The sequence below is a fragment of the Thermaerobacter sp. FW80 genome (assembly GCF_004634385.1).
GTDB lineage: Bacteria > Bacillota > Sulfobacillia > Thermaerobacterales > Thermaerobacteraceae > Thermaerobacter > Thermaerobacter composti.
The window spans coordinates 2,712,706-2,732,697 of the sequence record NZ_CP037895.1; the positions used below are offsets into that span (position 1 = coordinate 2,712,706).

Below are 19,992 nucleotides of genomic sequence, written 5' to 3' on the forward strand. Positions count from 1 at the left end.
GGGTGGCCGCGGACGGGGGATGGCCCCGCACCCGTGGGATCCCCCCGAGGCCCGAGGCCGAGGAGCCGTGGGCCGTCGAGGTGAACGCCATGGAGGGTTCGCGTCAGCCGCTGGGCCGCCGTTTCTTGCTGGGCGTCAACTACTGGCCGAGTCGCCAGGGCGTGGCGATGTGGGCGCTGTGGGATGCCGACGCCGTGCATCGCGAGCTGCGGGCCCTGGCGGACGCGGGATGCCAGGTGGTCCGGTTCTTCCTGCGCTGGTCCCACTTCCAGCCCGAGGAGGATCGCGTCGATCCCGTCGCCCTGGAACGGCTGCGGCAGTTCTGCGACCTGGCCCACGCCGTCGGCCTGGGCGTCATCCCCACCTTCTTCACCGGCCACATGAGCGGCGAGAACTGGGACGTTCCCTGGCGCCAGGGTCGGTGCCCCTACACGGATCCCGGCATGCTGCGGGCCCAGGTCCGCCTGATCCAGGCGGCGGCCGAGGCCATCGGCGACCATCCGGCCCTGCGGGCGTGGGACCTGGCCAACGAGCCGGACATCTTCGTGCGGCCCCCATCCCCGGACGCCGGGTGGCTGTGGTGCCGGCTCCTGTACCGCGAGCTCAAGGCGCACACGCCCCACGTCCCGGTCACCCTGGGCATCCACGTCACCTCCCTGGCGGACGACTGCGGCCTCCGCCCGGAGGACATCGCGGATGCCGCCGACTTCGTGTGCATGCACCTCTACCCCATCTACTCCCCCTGGTGTCCGGACCCCGCGGGCACGGTGCGGCCCAACCTCCTGGTCCCCTTCGGCGACCGGCTCGTGGCAGCCATGGCCCGTCGTCCCGCCCTGGCGGAGGAGTTCGGCAGCACGACCCTGATGATGTCGCCCACGCTCCACGGCCGCTACGTCAGCGCGGTGCTGGCGAGCCTTCTCCTCCACGGCAGCCTGGGCGCCCTGGCCTGGTGTGGCCTCGACTTCGCCTGCGCGGAGGAGCTTCCTTACGACAGCACGCCGTACGAGGTGGCCTTCGGAATCCTGGACGCCCAGGGGCGCCCCAAGCCCGCGGGGGAAGCCTTCGGCCGCTTCGCCCGGTTGCTGCGGCGACTGCCGGACGATCTGACGCCCGCTCCCGGCCCGGCGGCGATCCTGCTGCCCGAGCGCTACTACGACAACGCCGATCCCGACGTCACGCCGGAGCGCAACTTCGCCGTGCTGTTCAACGCCTTCGTCCTCGCCCGCCGGGCCGGCCTACCGGTGGCGCTGGTTCGTCCCGACGACGACTGGACCCCCTACCGGCTCTTGATCCTGCCCTGCGTACCCCGGCGCAACAGTCTCTCCAACCGGACGTGGAACCGGTTGCGCCGCTGGGTGGAGGCCGGCGGCACCCTCTACCTCTCCTACGATGGGGCTGCCTTGCCCGGCATGGACGACGTCTTCGGGATCACGGTGCTCGACGCCCATCCGCGGGAGGCGGTCCACGGACCCGGGCCGTGGGAGCTGCTCCTGCACCCGGCGGCCTGCGATCCCGACGCCCTCCTCGAGCCGGATCCACGGGCCGGGGATGCCCGGCCCGTGGCCCGGCTCGTCCCGCCCGCGCGCTCCGCTCCCCGCAAGCGGCTGGTGGCATCGCCCACCGGCGCCCGCGTGCTGGGGTGGATTCGACCGGTCCGCCCCGGCGGCGACGGCGATGCCGACCGCGACCTCGCGACGTGGGACGAACCGGCGAGTTCGGACGAACCGGCCGTGTTCGTCCACCGCTACGGTCGGGGGTGGGCGGTGCTGGTCACCGATCCGCTGGAGTGGATCCTGGCATGCATGCCGGGGGCATATGGCGCCGGCCGCGGAACGGGCTCCGAGACCGGGCGCCCGGCCGACGCCGCGGCAGGGGGCCAGGCGGCATCGGCCTCCCCCGCCGGGGTACCGCGGGCATCGGCGTGGGCGCCGGCACGATCGACGACGGCCGCCTGGCCGATCGCCACCCCGGCGGCTGGGGTGGCGCCGGCATCGGCGTCGGGGGTCACAGCCGTGCCCCAGGGCGAAGGCGGCGAGGTGGGGAGCGGCCCCACGTCCCTCCAGCAAGGCGGGGGGGCGTGGGGGAGCGTGAAAGATGCCGAGGGACGGAGCTCCTCCCGTTCGCGGCCCGGGACCGGTCCCCTGGGGCCCGAGCAGGTCTACCGCTTGGCCGCCGGGCTGGCCGGCATCGTCCCGGAGTGGGAGGCGGACCATCCCGACGTGGAGACGGGGGTGCTGGTCCCCGGCGCCGTCGACGGTGGGCACCAGGTCGGCGAGTCCAATCCGGCCGGCCCGCTGGCGCCGGGCATCATCCCATCCCCTGGGGGACAGGTGGCGTCCTCGGCGGTGCCGGATCCATCCGCGGCGCCGGCGGCCCGATACCTGGTGGTGGTCAATCACCGCCCCGAACCGGTGACCGTGACCTTGTCGGGCCGAGGACCGGCGGAGCTCATCGACGTCGAGACCGGCAGCGCCCTGGCGTGCCGCCCGACGGGTCCACGGGAACGCGGACGACCGCGCTGGCAGACCCCGCCCTGGCGGCTGGAGCCCGGGGGGTGGCGGGTGTTCCGCATCGCTGGGGACGCCCTCGATGCGGCTGCCCTCTCCCGTTCGCGAGGCGATGGGGTGCCGTCGTGAGGCGTGGGCGGCGGCGACGCCACGCCATATGATCCTCCGGGTGGGCTGGCAGGCTGCCGTGCCGTCGGGTGGGGACCGGGCACGTCCCGCGGCCGCGCCGTCGGGTTCCCGTACCGCGGCGTGGGGGCACGGGGCACGGATAGAGAACCGGCCTGGGGGACGGCGGTGCCGCGAGGGGCCGGGCCCGGGCTGCTGCGGCACCGTGAAAGACCGGGAACCTTCCCTTTCAGGAGGGCCCTTTCAAGAGGGAAGGCGGCGGGCGCGGGGCCGGTTCGTCCGACGAAGCCGGTGCACGGCCCACGCCTGCCGCCGCAGCTCCTGGGATAGCTGCACGAGGCTTTCGAGGCTGTGGGCCGGCGCCAGCACGTCGACATACGGGAGCGCAACCTGCATGCCGCGCGCGAGGGGCTCGTAGCGGGGATCGCCCGCCAGCGGGTTCAGCCAGATCAGGGCCCGCACCCGCCGCCGGCAGGCTCGCAATGCCCGGTCCAGCAGGCCGAGATCGCCCCGATCCAGCCCGTCGCTGATCACCAGCAGCACGGTGTCCCGGTCGAGGAGATGGCCATATCGATCCGCCAGCCTCCACAAACCCTCCCCCAGCCGCGTTCCACCCGACCAGTCCGCGGTGACGGCCGCCGCCCGCGCCATGGCCGCCTCGGGTCGCGGCGTGCGCAGGACCGTGGTCAGGCGGGTGAGTCGCGTCCCCACGGCGAAGGTCTCGACCCGCCCCCCCTGCTGCTGCAGGCCGTGGAGGAAGTGCAGGAAGAGCTGGCTGTAGACGTCCATGGACCCCGAGACGTCCAGCACGGCCAGGAGGCGCAGCCGGCCCGCACGCCGCCGCCGGCGCGGCCACTGGAAGAGGTCGCCCGCCTTGCGTGCGGCCTCGCGCAGGGCCCGCCGGCCGTCGATGGCGCCCTTCCGTGCCCGGACGAACCGGCGCGACGGCCGCGTGGCGAGCCACCGCCCCAGTTGGGAGGCGGCCGCCATCACCAGACGGCGGTCTTCGTCGTTTAGCAGCTGCACGTCCCGCCGGGTGAGCACCGCGAGGGGGCTGTAACCGCCGGGGCTCCCCCCTGCCCGGGCCTGCCAGGCGCGGCTGCCGTGGGAGGGACCGTCGGCCTCGACGCCGGTGCCGGCCCCCGCCGACGCGGCCGCGGGAAGCACCGCCAGGATGAGGTGCAAGCCCAGATCCTGCACGCTGTCGGCACCAGGTGCGCGGGGGTGGTCGGGATCGCCGTCGGTGGCACGGGAGCCGGCGGCCTCGGCCGTCGGTCCCGTCCCATCGTCCGGATGCCCCGCCGGGTCCCCACCGGCCGGTTCGTCGCCCGCCTCCGCCGCGGAACGGGAGTCGGAACGGGCGTCGGGATGCCCGGGAGACGATCGCGAGGGCGCCGACGCCGCCTCCGACAGCGGGTCGCGGTCGGGAGGATGGGAGTCGTCCGCGGGATCCCCATGATGGCGGTCCCCCACGGGGTCGGAGGTGGCGGACGTCGCGGCAGGCCGCCGAGGGGCCAGCCAACCGGGAAGCCGCTGGCGCACCGGATCCCCCCAGAAGAAGGCATCCAGCTCCCGGTCCAGCACAGGGAGGTCTTCAGGCCGCCGGGCCAGGACGAGGCGCAAGGCCGATCGCACCTCGGCCGGGTCGCCCAGGTCCACGTGCTCCAGAGCTGCCAGCGCGTTCACGGCGTCAGCCGGGCTGGTGGGGAGCCCCATGGCCCGCAGGCGCCGGACCAGGAGGATCACGTGGTCGCGCAGGTTCTTCGTCGGCGTGTCTTGGCCGTTTGGCGTGTCCATGCCGTGCTGCGCCTCCGATAGGGACCGTGGGTGCGGCGCATGAGCACCGGCGGCGTTACAGCGTTTTGCGATGCACCCTGTGATGGGGGCCGCGGGTGCGGCACGACCCCCTGGTACGATGGCCCTGCCCTCCTCACGATCGGCGGTGCCCCTCGGGCGGTGCCGGAGCCTTGGCACCGCCTGCGCACCACAACCACGAGCCCGCCCGTTTCAATCCTCACACAGCGCCCGGGCCAGGGCAAGGCGAGGCCGGGATGCTGGCAACCTACCGTCAGCCGGCGGCACCAAGCCTGTCGCCAGGTGCAAGAATTCGCGCACGGGACCAAAAACGGTCCATGTCGAGGCGGCCACGGGCGGCAAGTTTCAATCCTCACCCGGCCTTTCGGCCGGGTGTGACGACAGGGCGTCGTTTATTATTTTCCGGCCCCTGGGCCGCGTTTCAATCCTCACCCGGCCTTTCGGCCGGGTGTGACCCCCTGACGACGCCCGAGATCGAGCAGGCCATCCAGTTTCAATCCTCACCCGGCCTTTCGGCCGGGTGTGACCCGCCGTATCGCAGCCAGCCCGAGGCGACGGCCGAGTTTCAATCCTTACCCGGCCTTTCGGCCGGGTGTGACGGCCCGGCAGGAACCCGGTGCGCACACGGCCGCGCGGGTTTCAATCCTCACCCGGCCTTTCGGCCGGGTGCGACCCCCAGCCCCCAAGATCACCCGGGCGCGTTCCTCGGGTTTCAATCCTCACCCGGCCTTTCGGCCGGGTGTGACTCGCGGTGCCGATGGAGTACCTTTGGCCGCCGATGCCGTTTCAATCCTCACCCGGCCTTTCGGCCGGGTGTGACGGCCGAGGTGGAGCGGTTGTGGCGAATTCTGAGCGTTTCAATCCTCACCCGGCCTTTCGGCCGGGTGTGACGTCGCGCGCATTGTGTTGCCCGGGCAGCCCCATTTGGTTTCAATCCTCACCCGGCCTTTCGGCCGGGTGTGACCCGAGACGGTCCTGTTTCAGGCTGCCAGTTCGGAAGTTTCAATCCTCACCCGGCCTTTCGGCCGGGTGTGACGTTACGGGGGCGGCCGACGTCGCGGGCCCGCTTACGTTTCAATCCTCACCCGGCCTTTCGGCCGGGTGTGACGTAGCCGCTCATGTCGTCAGGCTCACCGTCCCGAGTTTCAATCCTCACCCGGCCTTTCGGCCGGGTGTGACTTCCTCCCAGCGGCCCGGACGTGGCGGTCCTGCTGTTTCAATCCTCACCCGGCCTTTCGGCCGGGTGTGACAATCGATCTCGATCAATCGACCGTTCTCGACCCGCCAGTTTCAATCCTCACCCGGCCTTTCGGCCGGGTGTGACTCGCCGCGTGGGTCTCGAGTGGCGCGGCGGCCCTCGCGTTTCAATCCTCACCCGGCCTTTCGGCCGGGTGTGACTGCTGGCGCAGTGGCGGATGTGCTAGTATGCTGGTGTTTCAATCCTCACCCGGCCTTTCGGCCGGGTGTGACTCCCAGACCTCGCGGCTGTAGGCCACGTGGTGCTTGTTTCAATCCTCACCCGGCCTTTCGGCCGGGTGTGACGTCCGGGACCCGGCAAAGGGCAGCAGGGTAAGCGGTTTCAATCCTCACCCGGCCTTTCGGCCGGGTGTGACGCGCATTGGACTCGTAGGTGTAGAGGGTGACGGGCGTTTCAATCCTCACCCGGCCTTTCGGCCGGGTGTGACTAGGACCTCCATGGCTCATGCCCCCTGCCGCTCCAAGTTTCAATCCTCACCCGGCCTTTCGGCCGGGTGTGACGCCCGCGAGAAGCGGCTGAAGCCCTTGCGGCACTACCTGTTTCAATCCTCACCCGGCCTTTCGGCCGGGTGTGACCAGCGCCTCCTGCCCGCGGAATGTTGCGGACCAGGTTTCAATCCTCACCCGGCCTTTCGGCCGGGTGTGACCTTGCCACGCTTGCGGATCATGCCCTCCCCACCCCGTTTCAATCCTCACCCGGCCTTTCGGCCGGGTGTGACCCGAAGCCCTTGGCGTTGAACACGATGGGGCAGCGGTTTCAATCCTCACCCGGCCTTTCGGCCGGGTGTGACACCTGGTCAAGCTGGTGGGCCACGGCGATCAAGACGTTTCAATCCTCACCCGGCCTTTCGGCCGGGTGTGACACTTCTCTCGCTCCCGCGAGCCCGTCATTCCCTCAGCGTTTCAATCCTCACCCGGCCTTTCGGCCGGGTGACGTCCTAAACTGTCTGTAAACGCGAAGCGGTCTGGGCTACCATCGGTGGCGTCGGAAAACTCGCCCCAGCTGGGGCACACCGAGGAGGACCCAGACCTATGTCCAGGATACCACCCAGCCAGCAGTTGGCGGAGCTGGCCCGGCAGCTGGCCGCGCAGGCCCGGGAGGGTACTGAGGTCGAGGACCTGACCCATGCCCTCGTCCGCCTGGGCGCCCGCAAGCTCATCCAGGAGCTGCTGGAGGCAGAGGTCACGGAGCTTTTGGGGCGCGGACGCTACGAGCGGCGCGAGCCTGGCCAGGAAGGCGCCCGCAACGGCTACAAGCCGCGGACGCTGCGTTGCGCCGAGGGGCGGCTCGAGATCGACGTCCCCCAGGTGCGGGGCATGGAGGGACTGTGCCAGCCCACGCTGTGGAGGGCCCTCAAGCGGCGGACGGACGTGCTGGAGCGCCTGGTGGTGGAGATGTACGCCCGGGGCCTCTCTAGCCGGGACATCGAGGATGCGCTGGCGGAGCTGGCGGGCAGCGAAGCGCCGCTTTTGAGCCGGTCCACCGTGAGCCGGATCACCGAGGCGCTCCACGAGGAGTTCGAGGCCTTTGCCCAGCGGGACCTGTCAGGCCTCGACGTGGTGTACCTGTTCGCCGACGCCATCTACGAGTCGCTGCGCCGGCAGGCGGGCTGCCGTGAGGGCATCCTGGTCACCTGGGCCATCTTGAGCGACGGCAGCAAGGTGCTGGTGCACCTGAGCCTGGGCAACAAGGAGCGCTACGAGGACTGGCTGGAGCACTTCCGGGATCTGGTGCGCCGGGGGCTGAAGACGCCGCTGACGGTGACGACGGACGGGGCGCCGGGGCTGATCCAGGCGGTGGAAGCCATGTGGCCGGAGGCGGAGCGCATCCGCTGCTGGGTGCACAAGATGCGGAACGTGCTGGACAAGGTGCCGGAGGAGGCGCGGCCCGTGCTCAAGCCCTACCTGGAGGCGATCCGGGACGCACCGGATATCGAGCAGGGCCGGCGGCTGGTGGCCGAGGTGGTGGAGCGGTTCGGGCGGGAGTATCCCTCGGCCATGCGGAGCCTGCAGGAGGACCTGGAAGCGAGCCTGGCGCACCTGCGGCTACCCGCCGCCCACCGCAAGCATGTCCGGACCACCAACCTGGTGGAGCGCAGCTTCGAGGAGGAGCGGCGGCGCGCCAAGGTGATCCCGCGGTTTCGGAGCGAGCGGGAGTGCCTGAAGCTAGTCTTCGCCGTGCTGTGGCGGGCGAGTGAGCGCTGGCGGCGGGTGCAGTTCAGCGAGCACGAACGAAAGCAGCTGGAGCGCTACATCGAGGAGCGGCAACGGCAAAGAGCGGCGCAGAAAGAGGTTTCACCCGCTGCCACCGTGGCATGACCCAGACCGCTTTTACAGACAGTTCGGGACTTGACCTTTCGGCCGGGTGTGACCTGGCGCAATTATCCCGGTGGCGCGTCAAGGGCGAGTTTCAATCCTCACCCGGCCTTTCGGCCGGGTGTGACAGGGTGTATGTGGAGGAAGCGTATGGCGACATCCTGTTTCAATCCTCACCCGGCCTTTCGGCCGGGTGTGACTGGTGGAGCGGTACTACTTTGAGGGGCGGCCCCGGGTTTCAATCCTCACCCGGCCTTTCGGCCGGGTGTGACCCACTCCTTGAGCCCCGGGGCCGTGTCCATGGCCTCGTTTCAATCCTCACCCGGCCTTTCGGCCGGGTGTGACGATCTACGGGCGCTGTCCTACGACCCGCTGGAGTGGGTTTCAATCCTCACCCGGCCTTTCGGCCGGGTGTGACCGGCTGGAGGGGACCGTCTCGTTCGCTGCCGTCCGGTTTCAATCCTCACCCGGCCTTTCGGCCGGGTGTGACGTAAGGTGATGGCGGAAAATGCGGCCCTGGAGCTGTTTCAATCCTCACCCGGCCTTTCGGCCGGGTGTGACACGCAGATGGCCGGTTCGACGGCCCGCAAGGGCAAGTTTCAATCCTCACCCGGCCTTTCGGCCGGGTGTGACACCCGCACCTGACCGTCGGCGACCACGGCGATACGTTTCAATCCTCACCCGGCCTTTCGGCCGGGTGTGACGTGATCCACGCCGGCGACCCGATCCCAGCCGAGGAGTTTCAATCCTCACCCGGCCTTTCGGCCGGGTGTGACCTTGGCGCCGACCGTTCTCGGAGATTTGCGCGAAGTTTCAATCCTCACCCGGCCTTTCGGCCGGGTGTGACACTCCAGGCCATCGTGATGGTGAGACGGGCCTGCTCCACGTTTCAATCCTCACCCGGCCTTTCGGCCGGGTGTGACCACAGCGAGGGGTACTATTGGGGGATGCTGGCCCGGGTTTCAATGTCATCGCCGGTGTTAAACTGACCCGGGATCGCCGGGTAAGAACTGACCCACCCCCCAGCAAAGACACCTTCCGAATCCAGCCACGGAGCGGGAGGTGTCCTCGGCAACATGCTGGGAGGTGGGAAGGTGAAACGCTTATACGAGCTTCATGGCGAGGGTCGGTCCATCCGGGAGATCGCGCGAATCCTCGGCATCTCCCGGAACACGGTGCGGCGGTACTTGCGCGCCACCGAGGTGCCCAAGCCGGCACCTCGGGCGGCTCGCGGCTCGAAGCTCGACCCGTACAAAGAGTTTATCCTGCAACGGGTCGCGGAAGGTGTGGAAAACTGCGTCGTCCTTCTCCGCGAGCTGCGGACCCAGGGTTACGAGGGGGGCTACACCATCCTCAAGGAGTTCGTCCGGCCCCTGCGTCGCCCCCGATCCATCCCTGGCACGGTCCGGTTCGAGACGCAGCCAGGCCAGCAGGCGCAAGTGGATTGGGGCAGCTGTGCCTATACGCTGCCGGACGGCACGGTCCGGCGAAAGTGGGTCTTCGCGATGGTGCTCAGCTGGTCGCGGGCCCTGTACGTCGAGTTTGTCGACCGCGCCGACACCGCGACGTTCATCCGCTGCCATCTGAACGCGTTCCGGTACTTCGGCGGGGTACCGGAAACGTGCCTGTACGACCGGACCAAGCTGGTGGTGTTGGGGCTGGACGAGAACGGCGAGCCCAAGTGGAATGAACGCTTTCTGGACTTTGCCCTGCGGCTGGGTTTTGCCATCCGGCTCTGCCAGGGCTACCGCCCCCAGACCAAGGGCCGGGTGGAAAGCGGCATCAAGTACGTCAAGGGCAACTTCTGGCCCGCGGTTCGGTTCACGGATCTGGATGACCTGAACCGGCAGGCACTGGCGTGGTGTGATACCGTGGCCAACGTCCGCATCCACGGCACCACCCATGAGCGGCCCGTGGACCGGTTGGCGATCGAACGAGGGGCCTTGCGGCCGTTGCCCCCGCAGGAGCGGCTGAGGCCCTGGCTGCGCGAGCAGCGACAGGTGGGCCGGGACGGTTACGTGCAGTGGGAACGGGCGTGGTACGGCCTGCCGTGGCCCTGGCGGCCCGGCCAGCTCGTCCAGGTCCAGCCGGGCGAGGGCGTGGTCGAGCTCTGGGTCGGTGACCAGCGGGTGGCGGTGCATCCCCGGGCCCTCCGGCCGGGCCAGCGCTTCACGCACCCGCAGCAGTGGGCGGGGTTGTCCGCGAAGAGTGGCCGCCCGCGGCCGGAGCCCCGGGCGGTGCAATGGCCCACGGTGGAAGTCGAGCGACGGTCTTTGAGCACCTACGGGGCTCTGGTCGAGGCGGTGAGTCGGCGATGATCGCCCTGGAGAAGGCCCGGCAGTACCTGGAGCAGCTGGGCTTGAGCCACGCGGCGGCGGTTCTCGAAAGCCGCCTGGAGGCCGCCGCCCAGAAGCAGCTCCCCTACCCCGACTTCCTCGTGGACCTGCTGGGCCTCGAGGCGGCGGCGCGCCGGGAGCGCTACCTGCGGACACGGACACGACTGGCGCATTTGCCCTTTCACCGCACCCTGGAGCAGTTCGACTTCGGGTTCCAGCCGTCCGTCGACGAGCGCCAGATTCGCGAGCTGGCTACCCTCGCCTTCGTCGCCGACGCCGCCAATGTGATCTTCCTCGGACCACCAGGCGTGGGCAAAACCCACCTGAGTGTGGCTCTCGGGATCAAGGCGATCGAGGCCGGCTATGGGGTGTACTTCGTGCGGGCTCACGAGCTGCTCGAAGACCTGCGCCGCGCCCAAGCCGAGCACCGACTCGACCGGCGCATGCGAGTCTACCTGGCCCCCAAGGTGCTGATCATCGACGAATTCGGGGTCTGGCCCTACGACCGGGCTGCGGCGACCGCCCTGTTCGCCTTGATCTCGGCCCGTTATGAACGGGGCAGCATCATCTTGACCAGTAACAAGGGCTTTGCCGAGTGGGGCGAAGTGTTGGGTGATTCGGTGATCGCCACCGCCATCCTCGACCGGTTGCTTCACCACAGCCACGTCATCAACATCCGGGGCGAGAGCTACCGGCTTCGGGAGAAGAAGCGGGCAGGACTGTTCGGCGGGACCCCACCCCGAAGGGAGGTGATGCCACAGGACGGCTCTGCGGAGTAAGTGACCCAAAGGGGTGGGTCAGTTTCCAACCGGCGCCAAGTGGGTCACTTCTAGGTCGGCGTTGACATCAATCCTCACCCGGCCTTTCGGCCGGGTGTGACGGAACTCGAAACTGTAGAGGACCCGACCGGTCAGGGTTTCAATCCTCACCCGGCCTTTCGGCCGGGTGTGACCCCGCATTTCCGGTCCAATCCCATCCCTCCCACTAAGTTTCAATCCTCACCCAGCCTTTCGGCCGGGTGTGACGCCGCCGCTGTAGAGCCCCATGGCCGACAACGCCAGTTTCAATCCTCACCCGGCCTTTCGGCCGGGTGTGACGCCCACAGCTCTTGTCCAAAGAAGTAGCCGAGGAACGTTTCAATCCTCACCCGGCCTGGCCGTGTCCCGGCAAGTGGTGGAAAAGCGGCTCCCCCTCGGGTTCCATGGGCTTACCTCGCTGCAACAGCCAAGGCGCTTACCGAGTCACTCCCCAACGCGTCACCGCCCTTGAGCTTCGCCATCGACGCCTGGCTAAAGTACCGCCGCTGCACCAGCCACTCGTCCTGCTGCTCCTCCAGCAGCGCACCCAGCAGGCGCAGCACCGCCGCCACGTTCGGGAAGATGCCCACCACGTCGCACCGCCGCGCCAGCTCGCGGTTCAGCCGCTCCAGGACGTTCGTCGAGTGGATCCCCCGCCAGTGCTCCGGCGGGAAGTCCATGTAGGCCAAAACCTCCTCCGCGGCCTCCCGCAGCAGGCTCGCCACCTGGGGGAACCGCCGCTCCAAGTTTGCCGCCACCTGCTCCAGCTGCTGCCGAGCCGAGGCACGGTCCGGCTGGGCGAAGATGGTCCGTACCAGCGCTGCCACCATGGACTGGGCGTGCTTGGGCACCCGCGCCAGCAGGTTCCGCATGAAGTGCACCCGGCACCGCTGCCACGTGGCGCCTGCCAGCACCTCACCGATGGCTCGCTTGAGGCCCTCGTGGGCGTCCGAGATCACCAGCCGCACGCCCTTCAGCCCCCGGGCCACCAGGCGACGTAGGAAGTCCAGCCAGAACTCGTACGTCTCGGCCGCGCCCACGTCGAACCCCAGGACCTCCCGTTCCCCTGTCTCCCGCACACCCACGGCGATCACGGCCGCCATGTTCACCACCCGTCCGTCTTGCCGCACCTTCACCGCCTTGGCGTCCAGCCACACGTAGGGGTACTCGCCTTCCAGCGGCCGGTTCCGAAAGCGCTCCATGTGCTCGTCCAGCTCGGCGCAGATGCGGGAGACCTCGCTCTTGCTCAAGCCCCCGACGCCCAGCGCCTGGACCAGCTCGTCCACCTTGCGCGTGCTCACCCCGTGCACGTAGGCCTCCTGCACCACGGCCAGCAAGGCCCGCTCCGCGCGCCGCCGCGGCTTCAAGAGGCTGGGGAAGTAGCTGCCGCGGCGTAACTTCGGGATCTGCAGCTCGATGGTGCCCACGCGCGTGTCCCAGCGCCGGGGGCGGTACCCGTTTCGGTAGGTAGTGCGCGACGGGGTGCGCTCGTAGCGCTGGGCGCCGATGAGTTCGCTGACCTCGACCTCCATCAGCTGCTGGGCGAGCCAGCGCAGGCCCTCCCGCAGGGCGTCGACCTCGGGCTCGCCCTGGTACTGGCGCAGCAGTTCGAGAAGTGCCATCCTGAAGTCAGCGGTCACCGGTGGTCCGACCTCCCTTCGTGCTCGGGTTTGTCCAACCCGAAGGGAAGCCGCCGGTGACCGCTGCTGTCAACGGCCACCAGCCACGCCTAAACCCTGGCCGGAAAGTCCACCACTACCCGGGACTTTAACCCCGGCCTTTCGGCCGGGTGTGACAGGCCAAGGGTATCGTGCATTACACGGGCGACCTGTTTCAATCCTCACCCGGCCTTTCGGCCGGGTGTGACCGCATCGTGCTGCTGTACCTCTACCGCATGGCGGGTTTCAATCCTCACCCGGCCTTTCGGCCGGGTGTGACGGGCCGAGCAGGGTCTGAACGGGCCGGGCGAGGAGGTTTCAATCCTCACCTGGCCTTTCGGCCGGGTGTGACGCCCAGGCGATCCGTCAGAAGGTGCTGGAGGGCCACCTGTTTCAATCCTCACCCGGCCTTTCGGCCGGGTGTGACCCCTGAAGTTGGGGCGCAAGTTCGTGGGCATCGAGCTGTTTCAATCCTCACCCGGCCTTTCGGCCGGGTGTGACGGTCCAAAGCCGGGGCCAGGTCATGTACGGCCAGGTGTTTCAATCCTCACCCGGCCTTTCGGCCGGGTGTGACCCGCAATGGCGTGGTGCCAGACGATGTATCCCGCAAGTTTCAATCCTCACCCGGCCTTTCGGCCGGGTGTGACACGAGGGCGGGCACGTCCTCGCGGGCATGGGCGATGTTTCAATCCTCACCCGGCCTTTCGGCCGGGTGTGACCACCTCGGTCAGGGACTTAATCTGGTTGCGCCCGAAGTTTCAATCCTCACCCGGCCTTTCGGCCGGGTGTGACCCCTTCTCCTGCATGTCGTTCTCCAGCCACCTGGGTTTCAATCCTCACCCGGCCTTTCGGCCGGGTGTGACGGCCGAGTGGGAGGAGGGGTTGCGGAGGTGGCATGTTTCAATCCTCACCCGGCCTTTCGGCCGGGTGTGACCGCAACCGCCAGAAGATCAAGGTTCGCTGGTCGGAGTTTCAATCCTCACCCGGCCTTTCGGCCGGGTGTGACGCGCCAGCTGCCGCCGGCTCTGCTCCAGGCTGTAGTTTCAATCCTCACCCGGCCTTTCGGCCGGGTGTGACTCCACCGGCTTGGGTCGAGCGGTTGCCCGTCGTTGTTTCAATCCTCACCCGGCCTTTCGGCCGGGTGTGACTCGCCAAGACGATCCGGGAGCGGGTGCCGGCCGGGTTTCAATCCTCACCCGGCCTTTCGGCCGGGTGTGACTCACGCGACCTGCGCTATTCCAACCCCCGCAGGATGTTTCAATCCTCACCCGGCCTTTCGGCCGGGTGTGACTTCTCCCCCCGGAAGACCCAATAGCCTTCGCGCATGTTTCAATCCTCACCCGGCCTTTCGGCCGGGTGTGACACGGCTGGGCGGTGTTCGAACCTCACGTAGTATGCGTTTCAATCCTCACCCGGCCTTTCGGCCGGGTGTGACACACGTGGGAGGCCTACATTGCGAAGTACGACCAAGCGTTTCAATCCTCACCCGGCCTTTCGGCCGGGTGTGACTCCACCTTTCTTGCCAGCCGTCGCGCCCGCCGCAGGTTTCAATCCTCACCCGGCCTTTCGGCCGGGTGTGACTCGATCACGTCCGCGATGGGCAGCTTGTAGCTGCCGTTTCAATCCTCACCCGGCCTTTCGGCCGGGTGTGACGTGATCGTCAAGGGCGCCTTCGCCAAGACCATTCGCGTTTCAATCCTCACCCGGCCTTTCGGCCGGGTGTGACCTGCCGGAGCGGGTGACTTGTTCCGGCGGTCATTGGTTTCAATCCTCACCCGGCCTTTCGGCCGGGTGTGACGCATGCTTGGGATGCTCACTGAAGCGGTCATCCACGCGTTTCAATCCTCACCCGGCCTTTCGGCCGGGTGTGACCTGGCTGGACGTCATCCGGCGGCTGCGCGATGAGGTTTCAATCCTCACCCGGCCTTTCGGCCGGGTGTGACCACAAGGGCGGGCACGTCCTCGCGGGCGTGGGCGATGTTTCAATCCTCACCCGGCCTTTCGGCCGGGTGTGACGCTCGCGGCTTCCGGCGGGATGTCGATCCCATCGCGTTTCAATCCTCACCCGGCCTTTCGGCCGGGTGTGACCCGCACGTCCGAACGAATGATCTCAAAGCCGATGGAGTTTCAATCCTCACCCGGCCTTTCGGCCGGGTGTGACCGATCAGCGAGGCGATCTTACCCCACAGCCATAACTTGTTTCAATCCTCACCCGGCCTTTCGGCCGGGTGTGACGCTCGCAGACGGCGGGCCGAATGTCGCGAATCGCGTTTCAATCCTCACCCGGCCTTTCGGCCGGGTGTGACCACCTGACCCGGGTGTCGGTGCAGCTGCACGAGGTGGTGTTTCAATCCTCACCCGGCCTTTCGGCCGGGTGTGACCCCACTTCTCGCGCATCTCCTCCACCCACTGCCGCGTTTCAATCCTCACCCGGCCTTTCGGCCGGGTGTGACTCGACAGTCGTGCCGGGTTGATTCTGCGCCGGCGCGGGCGTTTCAATCCTCACCCGGCCTTTCGGCCGGGTGTGACATTACTCGCCCCCGTAATGGCCTTGATGCGGTTCGCGTTTCAATCCTCACCCGGCCTTTCGGCCGGGTGTGACTGGCGTCGGAGACGGGGACCAATGCAAGCCTGCTCCGGTTTCAATCCTCACCCGGCCTTTCGGCCGGGTGTGACTCGCTACTGGCTGGCGCACATCGATGGGGCGCTGGAGTTTCAATCCTCACCCGGCCTTTCGGCCGGGTGTGACCCGACGGTGCCGATGCCACCGAAGCCCGTCCGGCTCAGTTTCAATCCTCACCCGGCCTTTCGGCCGGGTGTGACTGTATGACTCGCCGTTCGTCCCGGGCCTGCCGAGCGAGGTTTCAATCCTCACCCGGCCTTTCGGCCGGGTGTGACCCGGCCACCCTGAGCAAGTACGAGCGGGGCGTGCTGGTTTCAATCCTCACCCGGCCTTTCGGCCGGGTGTGACTGCGCGCGCGTGCGCGCGTACGCGTCTACGCTCAAGTTTCAATCCTCACCCGGCCTTTCGGCCGGGTGTGACTCTTCGACGATGCGCGCCGGGTTTGGCATCACGCGTTTCAATCCTCACCCGGCCTTTCGGCCGGGTGTGACGACATCGCCGCCGCGTGGCAGGTGGTGGAGGAGATGTTTCAATCCTCACCCGGCCTTTCGGCCGGGTGTGACGCTATGACACGGCGGCGCTCCAGATCGTCGTGCGGGGTTTCAATCCTCACCCGGCCTTTCGGCCGGGTGTGACGCGCACCGGCGACGACAGCAGGAACACGCCCAGGGGGTTTCAATCCTCACCCGGCCTTTCGGCCGGGTGTGACCACGACGGCCCGGGCGTACACGCTCCAGAACCTGCAGTTTCAATCCTCACCCGGCCTTTCGGCCGGGTGTGACGAGCAGGTGCCGGGCTGCCCGGCGCTTCTGCTCGGTTTCAATCCTCACCCGGCCTTTCGGCCGGGTGTGACGCAGCGGCCTGATTCCCATCGCGGCAGTTCACGCTGTGGTTTCAATCCTCACCCGGCCTTTCGGCCGGGTGTGACGGGCAATGTTGATGCGGGCCGTGCTGTTCGCCAGGTTTCAATCCTCACCCGGCCTTTCGGCCGGGTGTGACGCGGCGCGTACTCGCCGCTCTCGATCTCCCGCCGGGTGTTTCAATCCTCACCCGGCCTTTCGGCCGGGTGTGACGGCACAGGGGCTTCTGGCCGCCGCGGCCGCGATGGCGGTTTCAATCCTCACCCGGCCTTTCGGCCGGGTGTGACTTGACCTCGTCCACGGTCATGTAGAGGGCCTTGCGTTTCAATCCTCACCCGGCCTTTCGGCCGGGTGTGACCCGCTCGCAGACGGCGGGCCGAATGTCGCGAATCGCGTTTCAATCCTCACCCGGCCTTTCGGCCGGGTGTGACGCCCGACATTCGGCCCGTCGCGTACCAGCAGCGGTTGTTTCAATCCTCACCCGGCCTTTCGGCCGGGTGTGACGGCCCATGCGTCGTCATCGCGGGGGCGGGGTCCGGGTTTCAATCCTCACCCGGCCTTTCGGCCGGGTGTGACTGTTACCCCGGACGCCCTCGTACTTGGCCTCGATGCGTTTCAATCCTCACCCGGCCTTTCGGCCGGGTGTGACAAAGGGCCGACGATACCCACCCTACGTGCGGCGCGGTTTCAATCCTCACCCGGCCTTTCGGCCGGGTGTGACGACCACCCCCTTCCACGGTCGCTGTGCGGGGGGCGGTTTCAATCCTCACCCGGCCTTTCGGCCGGGTGTGACGTGTTGGTTGCGGGATCGTACTCTTCGTTGGTGGAGTTTCAATCCTCACCCGGCCTTTCGGCCGGGTGTGACCAGCGGCTCGTTCGTTGGGCCCAACAAGACGCCAAGTTTCAATCCTCACCCGGCCTTTCGGCCGGGTGTGACGCACCGGCCCTTTGACCGATGCCCCCGGCACGGCAGGGTTTCAATCCTCACCCGGCCTTTCGGCCGGGTGTGACCTCTTCGTCGGTAAGTTTGATGCGATCGTCGAACTCGTTTCAATCCTCACCCGGCCTTTCGGCCGGGTGTGACTCCACCGCCGTGGCTCACCGTGGCTGGGCGTGGCTGTTTCAATCCTCACCCGGCCTTTCGGCCGGGTGTGACGTCGGTGCGGTTTCTGGACAAGCCTAGGGCGGTGGAGTTTCAATCCTCACCCGGCCTTTCGGCCGGGTGTGACGGCGTGGCCTATGAGTATCGCGTCGTGGCCATCGGTGTTTCAATCCTCACCCGGCCTTTCGGCCGGGTGTGACATTGAGCTTGTGGGCAAGGTGGCCGAATGGGTCAGGTTTCAATCCTCACCCGGCCTTTCGGCCGGGTGTGACCGGACGATCCCGACGCGGACACGTTCGAGAGACTGAAGTTTCAATCCTCACCCGGCCTTTCGGCCGGGTGTGACTCGAGCGTTGCATGTCAGACGAAACAATGGTGGCTGTTTCAATCCTCACCCGGCCTTTCGGCCGGGTGTGACGCCCCCGGCTGAGGGTGACGTGTACATGGTGGACGAGTTTCAATCCTCACCCGGCCTTTCGGCCGGGTGTGACGACCTGCCCCGTAGGGTACAGCGAGCCGGTGATGAGGTGTTTCAATCCTCACCCGGCCTTTCGGCCGGGTGTGACCGGCAGGAGACGGCGGCACGCCAACCGCAAGACGATGTTTCAATCCTCACCCGGCCTTTCGGCCGGGTGTGACCCCTAATTTGGCCACAGAGCGGCGTTTCCCAAAGTGTTTCAATCCTCACCCGGCCTTTCGGCCGGGTGTGACGCCGAAAGCGCGGCCGTGTCCCGGCAAGTGGTGGAAAAGCGGCTCCCCCTCGGGTTCCATGGGCTTACCTCGCTGCAACAGCCAAGGCGCTCACCGAGTCACTCCCCAACGCGTCACCGCCCTTGAGCTTCGCCATCGACGCCTGGCTAAAGTACCGCCGCTGCACCAGCCACTCGTCCTGCTGCTCCTCCAGCAGCGCACCCAGCAGGCGCAGCACCGCCGCCACGTTCGGGAAGATGCCCACCACGTCGCACCGCCGCGCCAGCTCGCGGTTCAGCCGCTCCAGGACGTTCGTCGAGTGGATCCCCCGCCAGTGCTCCGGCGGGAAGTCCATGTAGGCCAAAACCTCCTCCGCGGCCTCCCGCAGCAGGCTCGCCACCTGGGGGAACCGCCGCTCCAAGTTTGCCGCCACCTGCTCCAGCTGCTGCCGAGCCGAGGCACGGTCCGGCTGGGCGAAGATGGTCCGTACCAGCGCTGCCACCATGGACTGGGCGTGCTTGGGCACCCGCGCCAGCAGGTTCCGCATGAAGTGCACCCGGCACCGCTGCCACGTGGCGCCTGCCAGCACCTCACCGATGGCTCGCTTGAGGCCCTCGTGGGCGTCCGAGATCACCAGCCGCACGCCCTTCAGCCCCCGGGCCACCAGGCGACGTAGGAAGTCCAGCCAGAACTCGTACGTCTCGGCCGCGCCCACGTCGAACCCCAGGACCTCCCGTTCCCCTGTCTCCCGCACACCCACGGCGATCACGGCCGCCATGTTCACCACCCGTCCGTCTTGCCGCACCTTCACCGCCTTGGCGTCCAGCCACACGTAGGGGTACTCGCCTTCCAGCGGCCGGTTCCGAAAGCGCTCCATGTGCTCGTCCAGCTCGGCGCAGATGCGGGAGACCTCGCTCTTGCTCAAGCCCCCGACGCCCAGCGCCTGGACCAGCTCGTCCACCTTGCGCGTGCTCACCCCGTGCACGTAGGCCTCCTGCACCACGGCCAGCAAGGCCCGCTCCGCGCGCCGCCGCGGCTTCAAGAGGCTGGGGAAGTAGCTGCCGCGGCGTAACTTCGGGATCTGCAGCTCGATGGTGCCCACGCGCGTGTCCCAGCGCCGGGGGCGGTACCCGTTTCGGTAGGTAGTGCGCGACGGGGTGCGCTCGTAGCGCTGGGCGCCGATGAGTTCGCTGACCTCGACCTCCATCAGCTGCTGGGCGAGCCAGCGCAGGCCCTCCCGCAGGGCGTCGACCTCGGGCTCGCCCTGGTACTGGCGCAGCAGTTCGAGAAGTGCCATCCTGAAGTCAGCGGTCACCGGTGGTCCGACCTCCCTTCGTGCTCGGGTTCGTCCAACCCGAAGGGAAGCCGCCGGTGACCGCTGCTGTCAACGGCCACCAGCCACGCCTAAACCCTGGCCGGAAAGTCCACCACTACCCGGGACTTTAACGAAAGCGCTGCCGAGCCCGCCGACGAAGAGTGCGTTTCAATCCTCACCCGGCCTTTCGGCCGGGTGTGACGCGACATTGGTGCCGTTATGCCGACCACGGTCCTGTTTCAATCCTCACCCGGCCTTTCGGCCGGGTGTGACCGGCTTGGCGCAAGGCGCGGGGTGAGGCCTCGTGAGGTTTCAATCCTCACCCGGCCTTTCGGCCGGGTGTGACTCCTGGACACCGACAGCAACGGGGACGGGATTGCGTTTCAATCCTCACCCGGCCTTTCGGCCGGGTGTGACGCGCCGTATAGCGTGCAATCCTCGGTAGTGTCCGTGTTTCAATCCTCACCCGGCCTTTCGGCCGGGTGTGACGGTAATAGTCGTCGCGCAACTTTCGTTCTAACTCCCGTTTCAATCCTCACCCGGCCTTTCGGCCGGGTGTGACTGTACCATCACGGAGGGGGTGTGGGTAT

At 67.9% G+C, this 19,992-nt stretch carries 7 protein-coding genes and 4 CRISPR repeat arrays (1 of these 11 only partly in view); of the genes, 4 read left to right on the top strand and 3 right to left on the bottom strand.

Translation table 11 applies throughout. The annotated features are described in order from the left end of the window. The first annotated feature begins 89 nt into the window (after positions 1-89). Positions 90-2,636 (top strand): beta-galactosidase, encoded by a 2,547-nt coding sequence (locus tag E1B22_RS11260; RefSeq protein ID WP_207669876.1) that lies wholly within the window; start codon positions 90-92, stop codon positions 2,634-2,636. 240 nt (positions 2,637-2,876) lie between these two features. Here E1B22_RS11260 and E1B22_RS11265 read toward each other — a convergent pair whose 3' ends face one another. Then, a complete protein-coding gene (locus E1B22_RS11265) occupies positions 2,877-4,430 on the bottom strand; it encodes a VWA domain-containing protein (protein ID WP_135225724.1) in 1,554 nt (517 codons plus the stop codon). A gap of 360 nt (positions 4,431-4,790) precedes the next feature. Next, positions 4,791-6,642: direct repeats of the CRISPR family, unit length 37 nt; unit sequence GTTTCAATCCTCACCCGGCCTTTCGGCCGGGTGTGAC. Between the two features lie 95 nt (positions 6,643-6,737). Between E1B22_RS11265 and E1B22_RS11270 the strand changes: the two genes are divergently transcribed. From E1B22_RS11270 to istB, 3 genes are all read left to right on the top strand, one after another. Further along, positions 6,738-8,024: an IS256 family transposase gene (locus E1B22_RS11270; protein ID WP_135224086.1), complete on the top strand. Its 1,287-nt coding sequence runs from the start codon at positions 6,738-6,740 to the stop codon at positions 8,022-8,024. A gap of 16 nt (positions 8,025-8,040) precedes the next feature. Beyond that, a CRISPR array of direct repeats spans positions 8,041-8,944; the repeat unit is 37 nt; unit sequence GTTTCAATCCTCACCCGGCCTTTCGGCCGGGTGTGAC. Between the two features lie 171 nt (positions 8,945-9,115). Beyond that, positions 9,116-10,339, top strand: a complete 1,224-nt coding sequence (gene istA, locus E1B22_RS11275; RefSeq protein ID WP_167758922.1) for an IS21 family transposase — start codon at positions 9,116-9,118, stop codon at positions 10,337-10,339. Then, positions 10,336-11,136 carry an IS21-like element helper ATPase IstB gene (istB, locus tag E1B22_RS11280; protein ID WP_135225726.1) on the top strand — a complete coding sequence of 267 codons (801 nt, stop codon included), beginning with the start codon at positions 10,336-10,338 and terminating at the stop codon, positions 11,134-11,136. The genes istA and istB overlap by 4 nt, the downstream gene beginning before the upstream one ends. Before the next feature lie 428 nt (positions 11,137-11,564). Here the strand turns inward: istB and E1B22_RS11285 are convergent, their stop codons facing one another. Continuing rightward, positions 11,565-12,794 carry an IS256 family transposase gene (locus tag E1B22_RS11285; RefSeq protein WP_135224084.1) on the bottom strand — a complete coding sequence of 410 codons (1,230 nt, stop codon included), beginning with the start codon at positions 12,792-12,794 and terminating at the stop codon, positions 11,565-11,567. Positions 12,795-12,926: 132 nt separating this feature from the next. After that, a CRISPR array of direct repeats spans positions 12,927-18,108; the repeat unit is 24 nt; unit sequence CCCGGCCTTTCGGCCGGGTGTGAC. A 64-nt stretch (positions 18,109-18,172) separates the two neighbouring features. Further along, positions 18,173-19,402 carry an IS256 family transposase gene (locus E1B22_RS11290; protein ID WP_135224084.1) on the bottom strand — a complete coding sequence of 410 codons (1,230 nt, stop codon included), beginning with the start codon at positions 19,400-19,402 and terminating at the stop codon, positions 18,173-18,175. A gap of 165 nt (positions 19,403-19,567) precedes the next feature. After that, a CRISPR array of direct repeats spans positions 19,568-19,992; the repeat unit is 37 nt; unit sequence GTTTCAATCCTCACCCGGCCTTTCGGCCGGGTGTGAC; it runs 549 nt beyond the window's last position.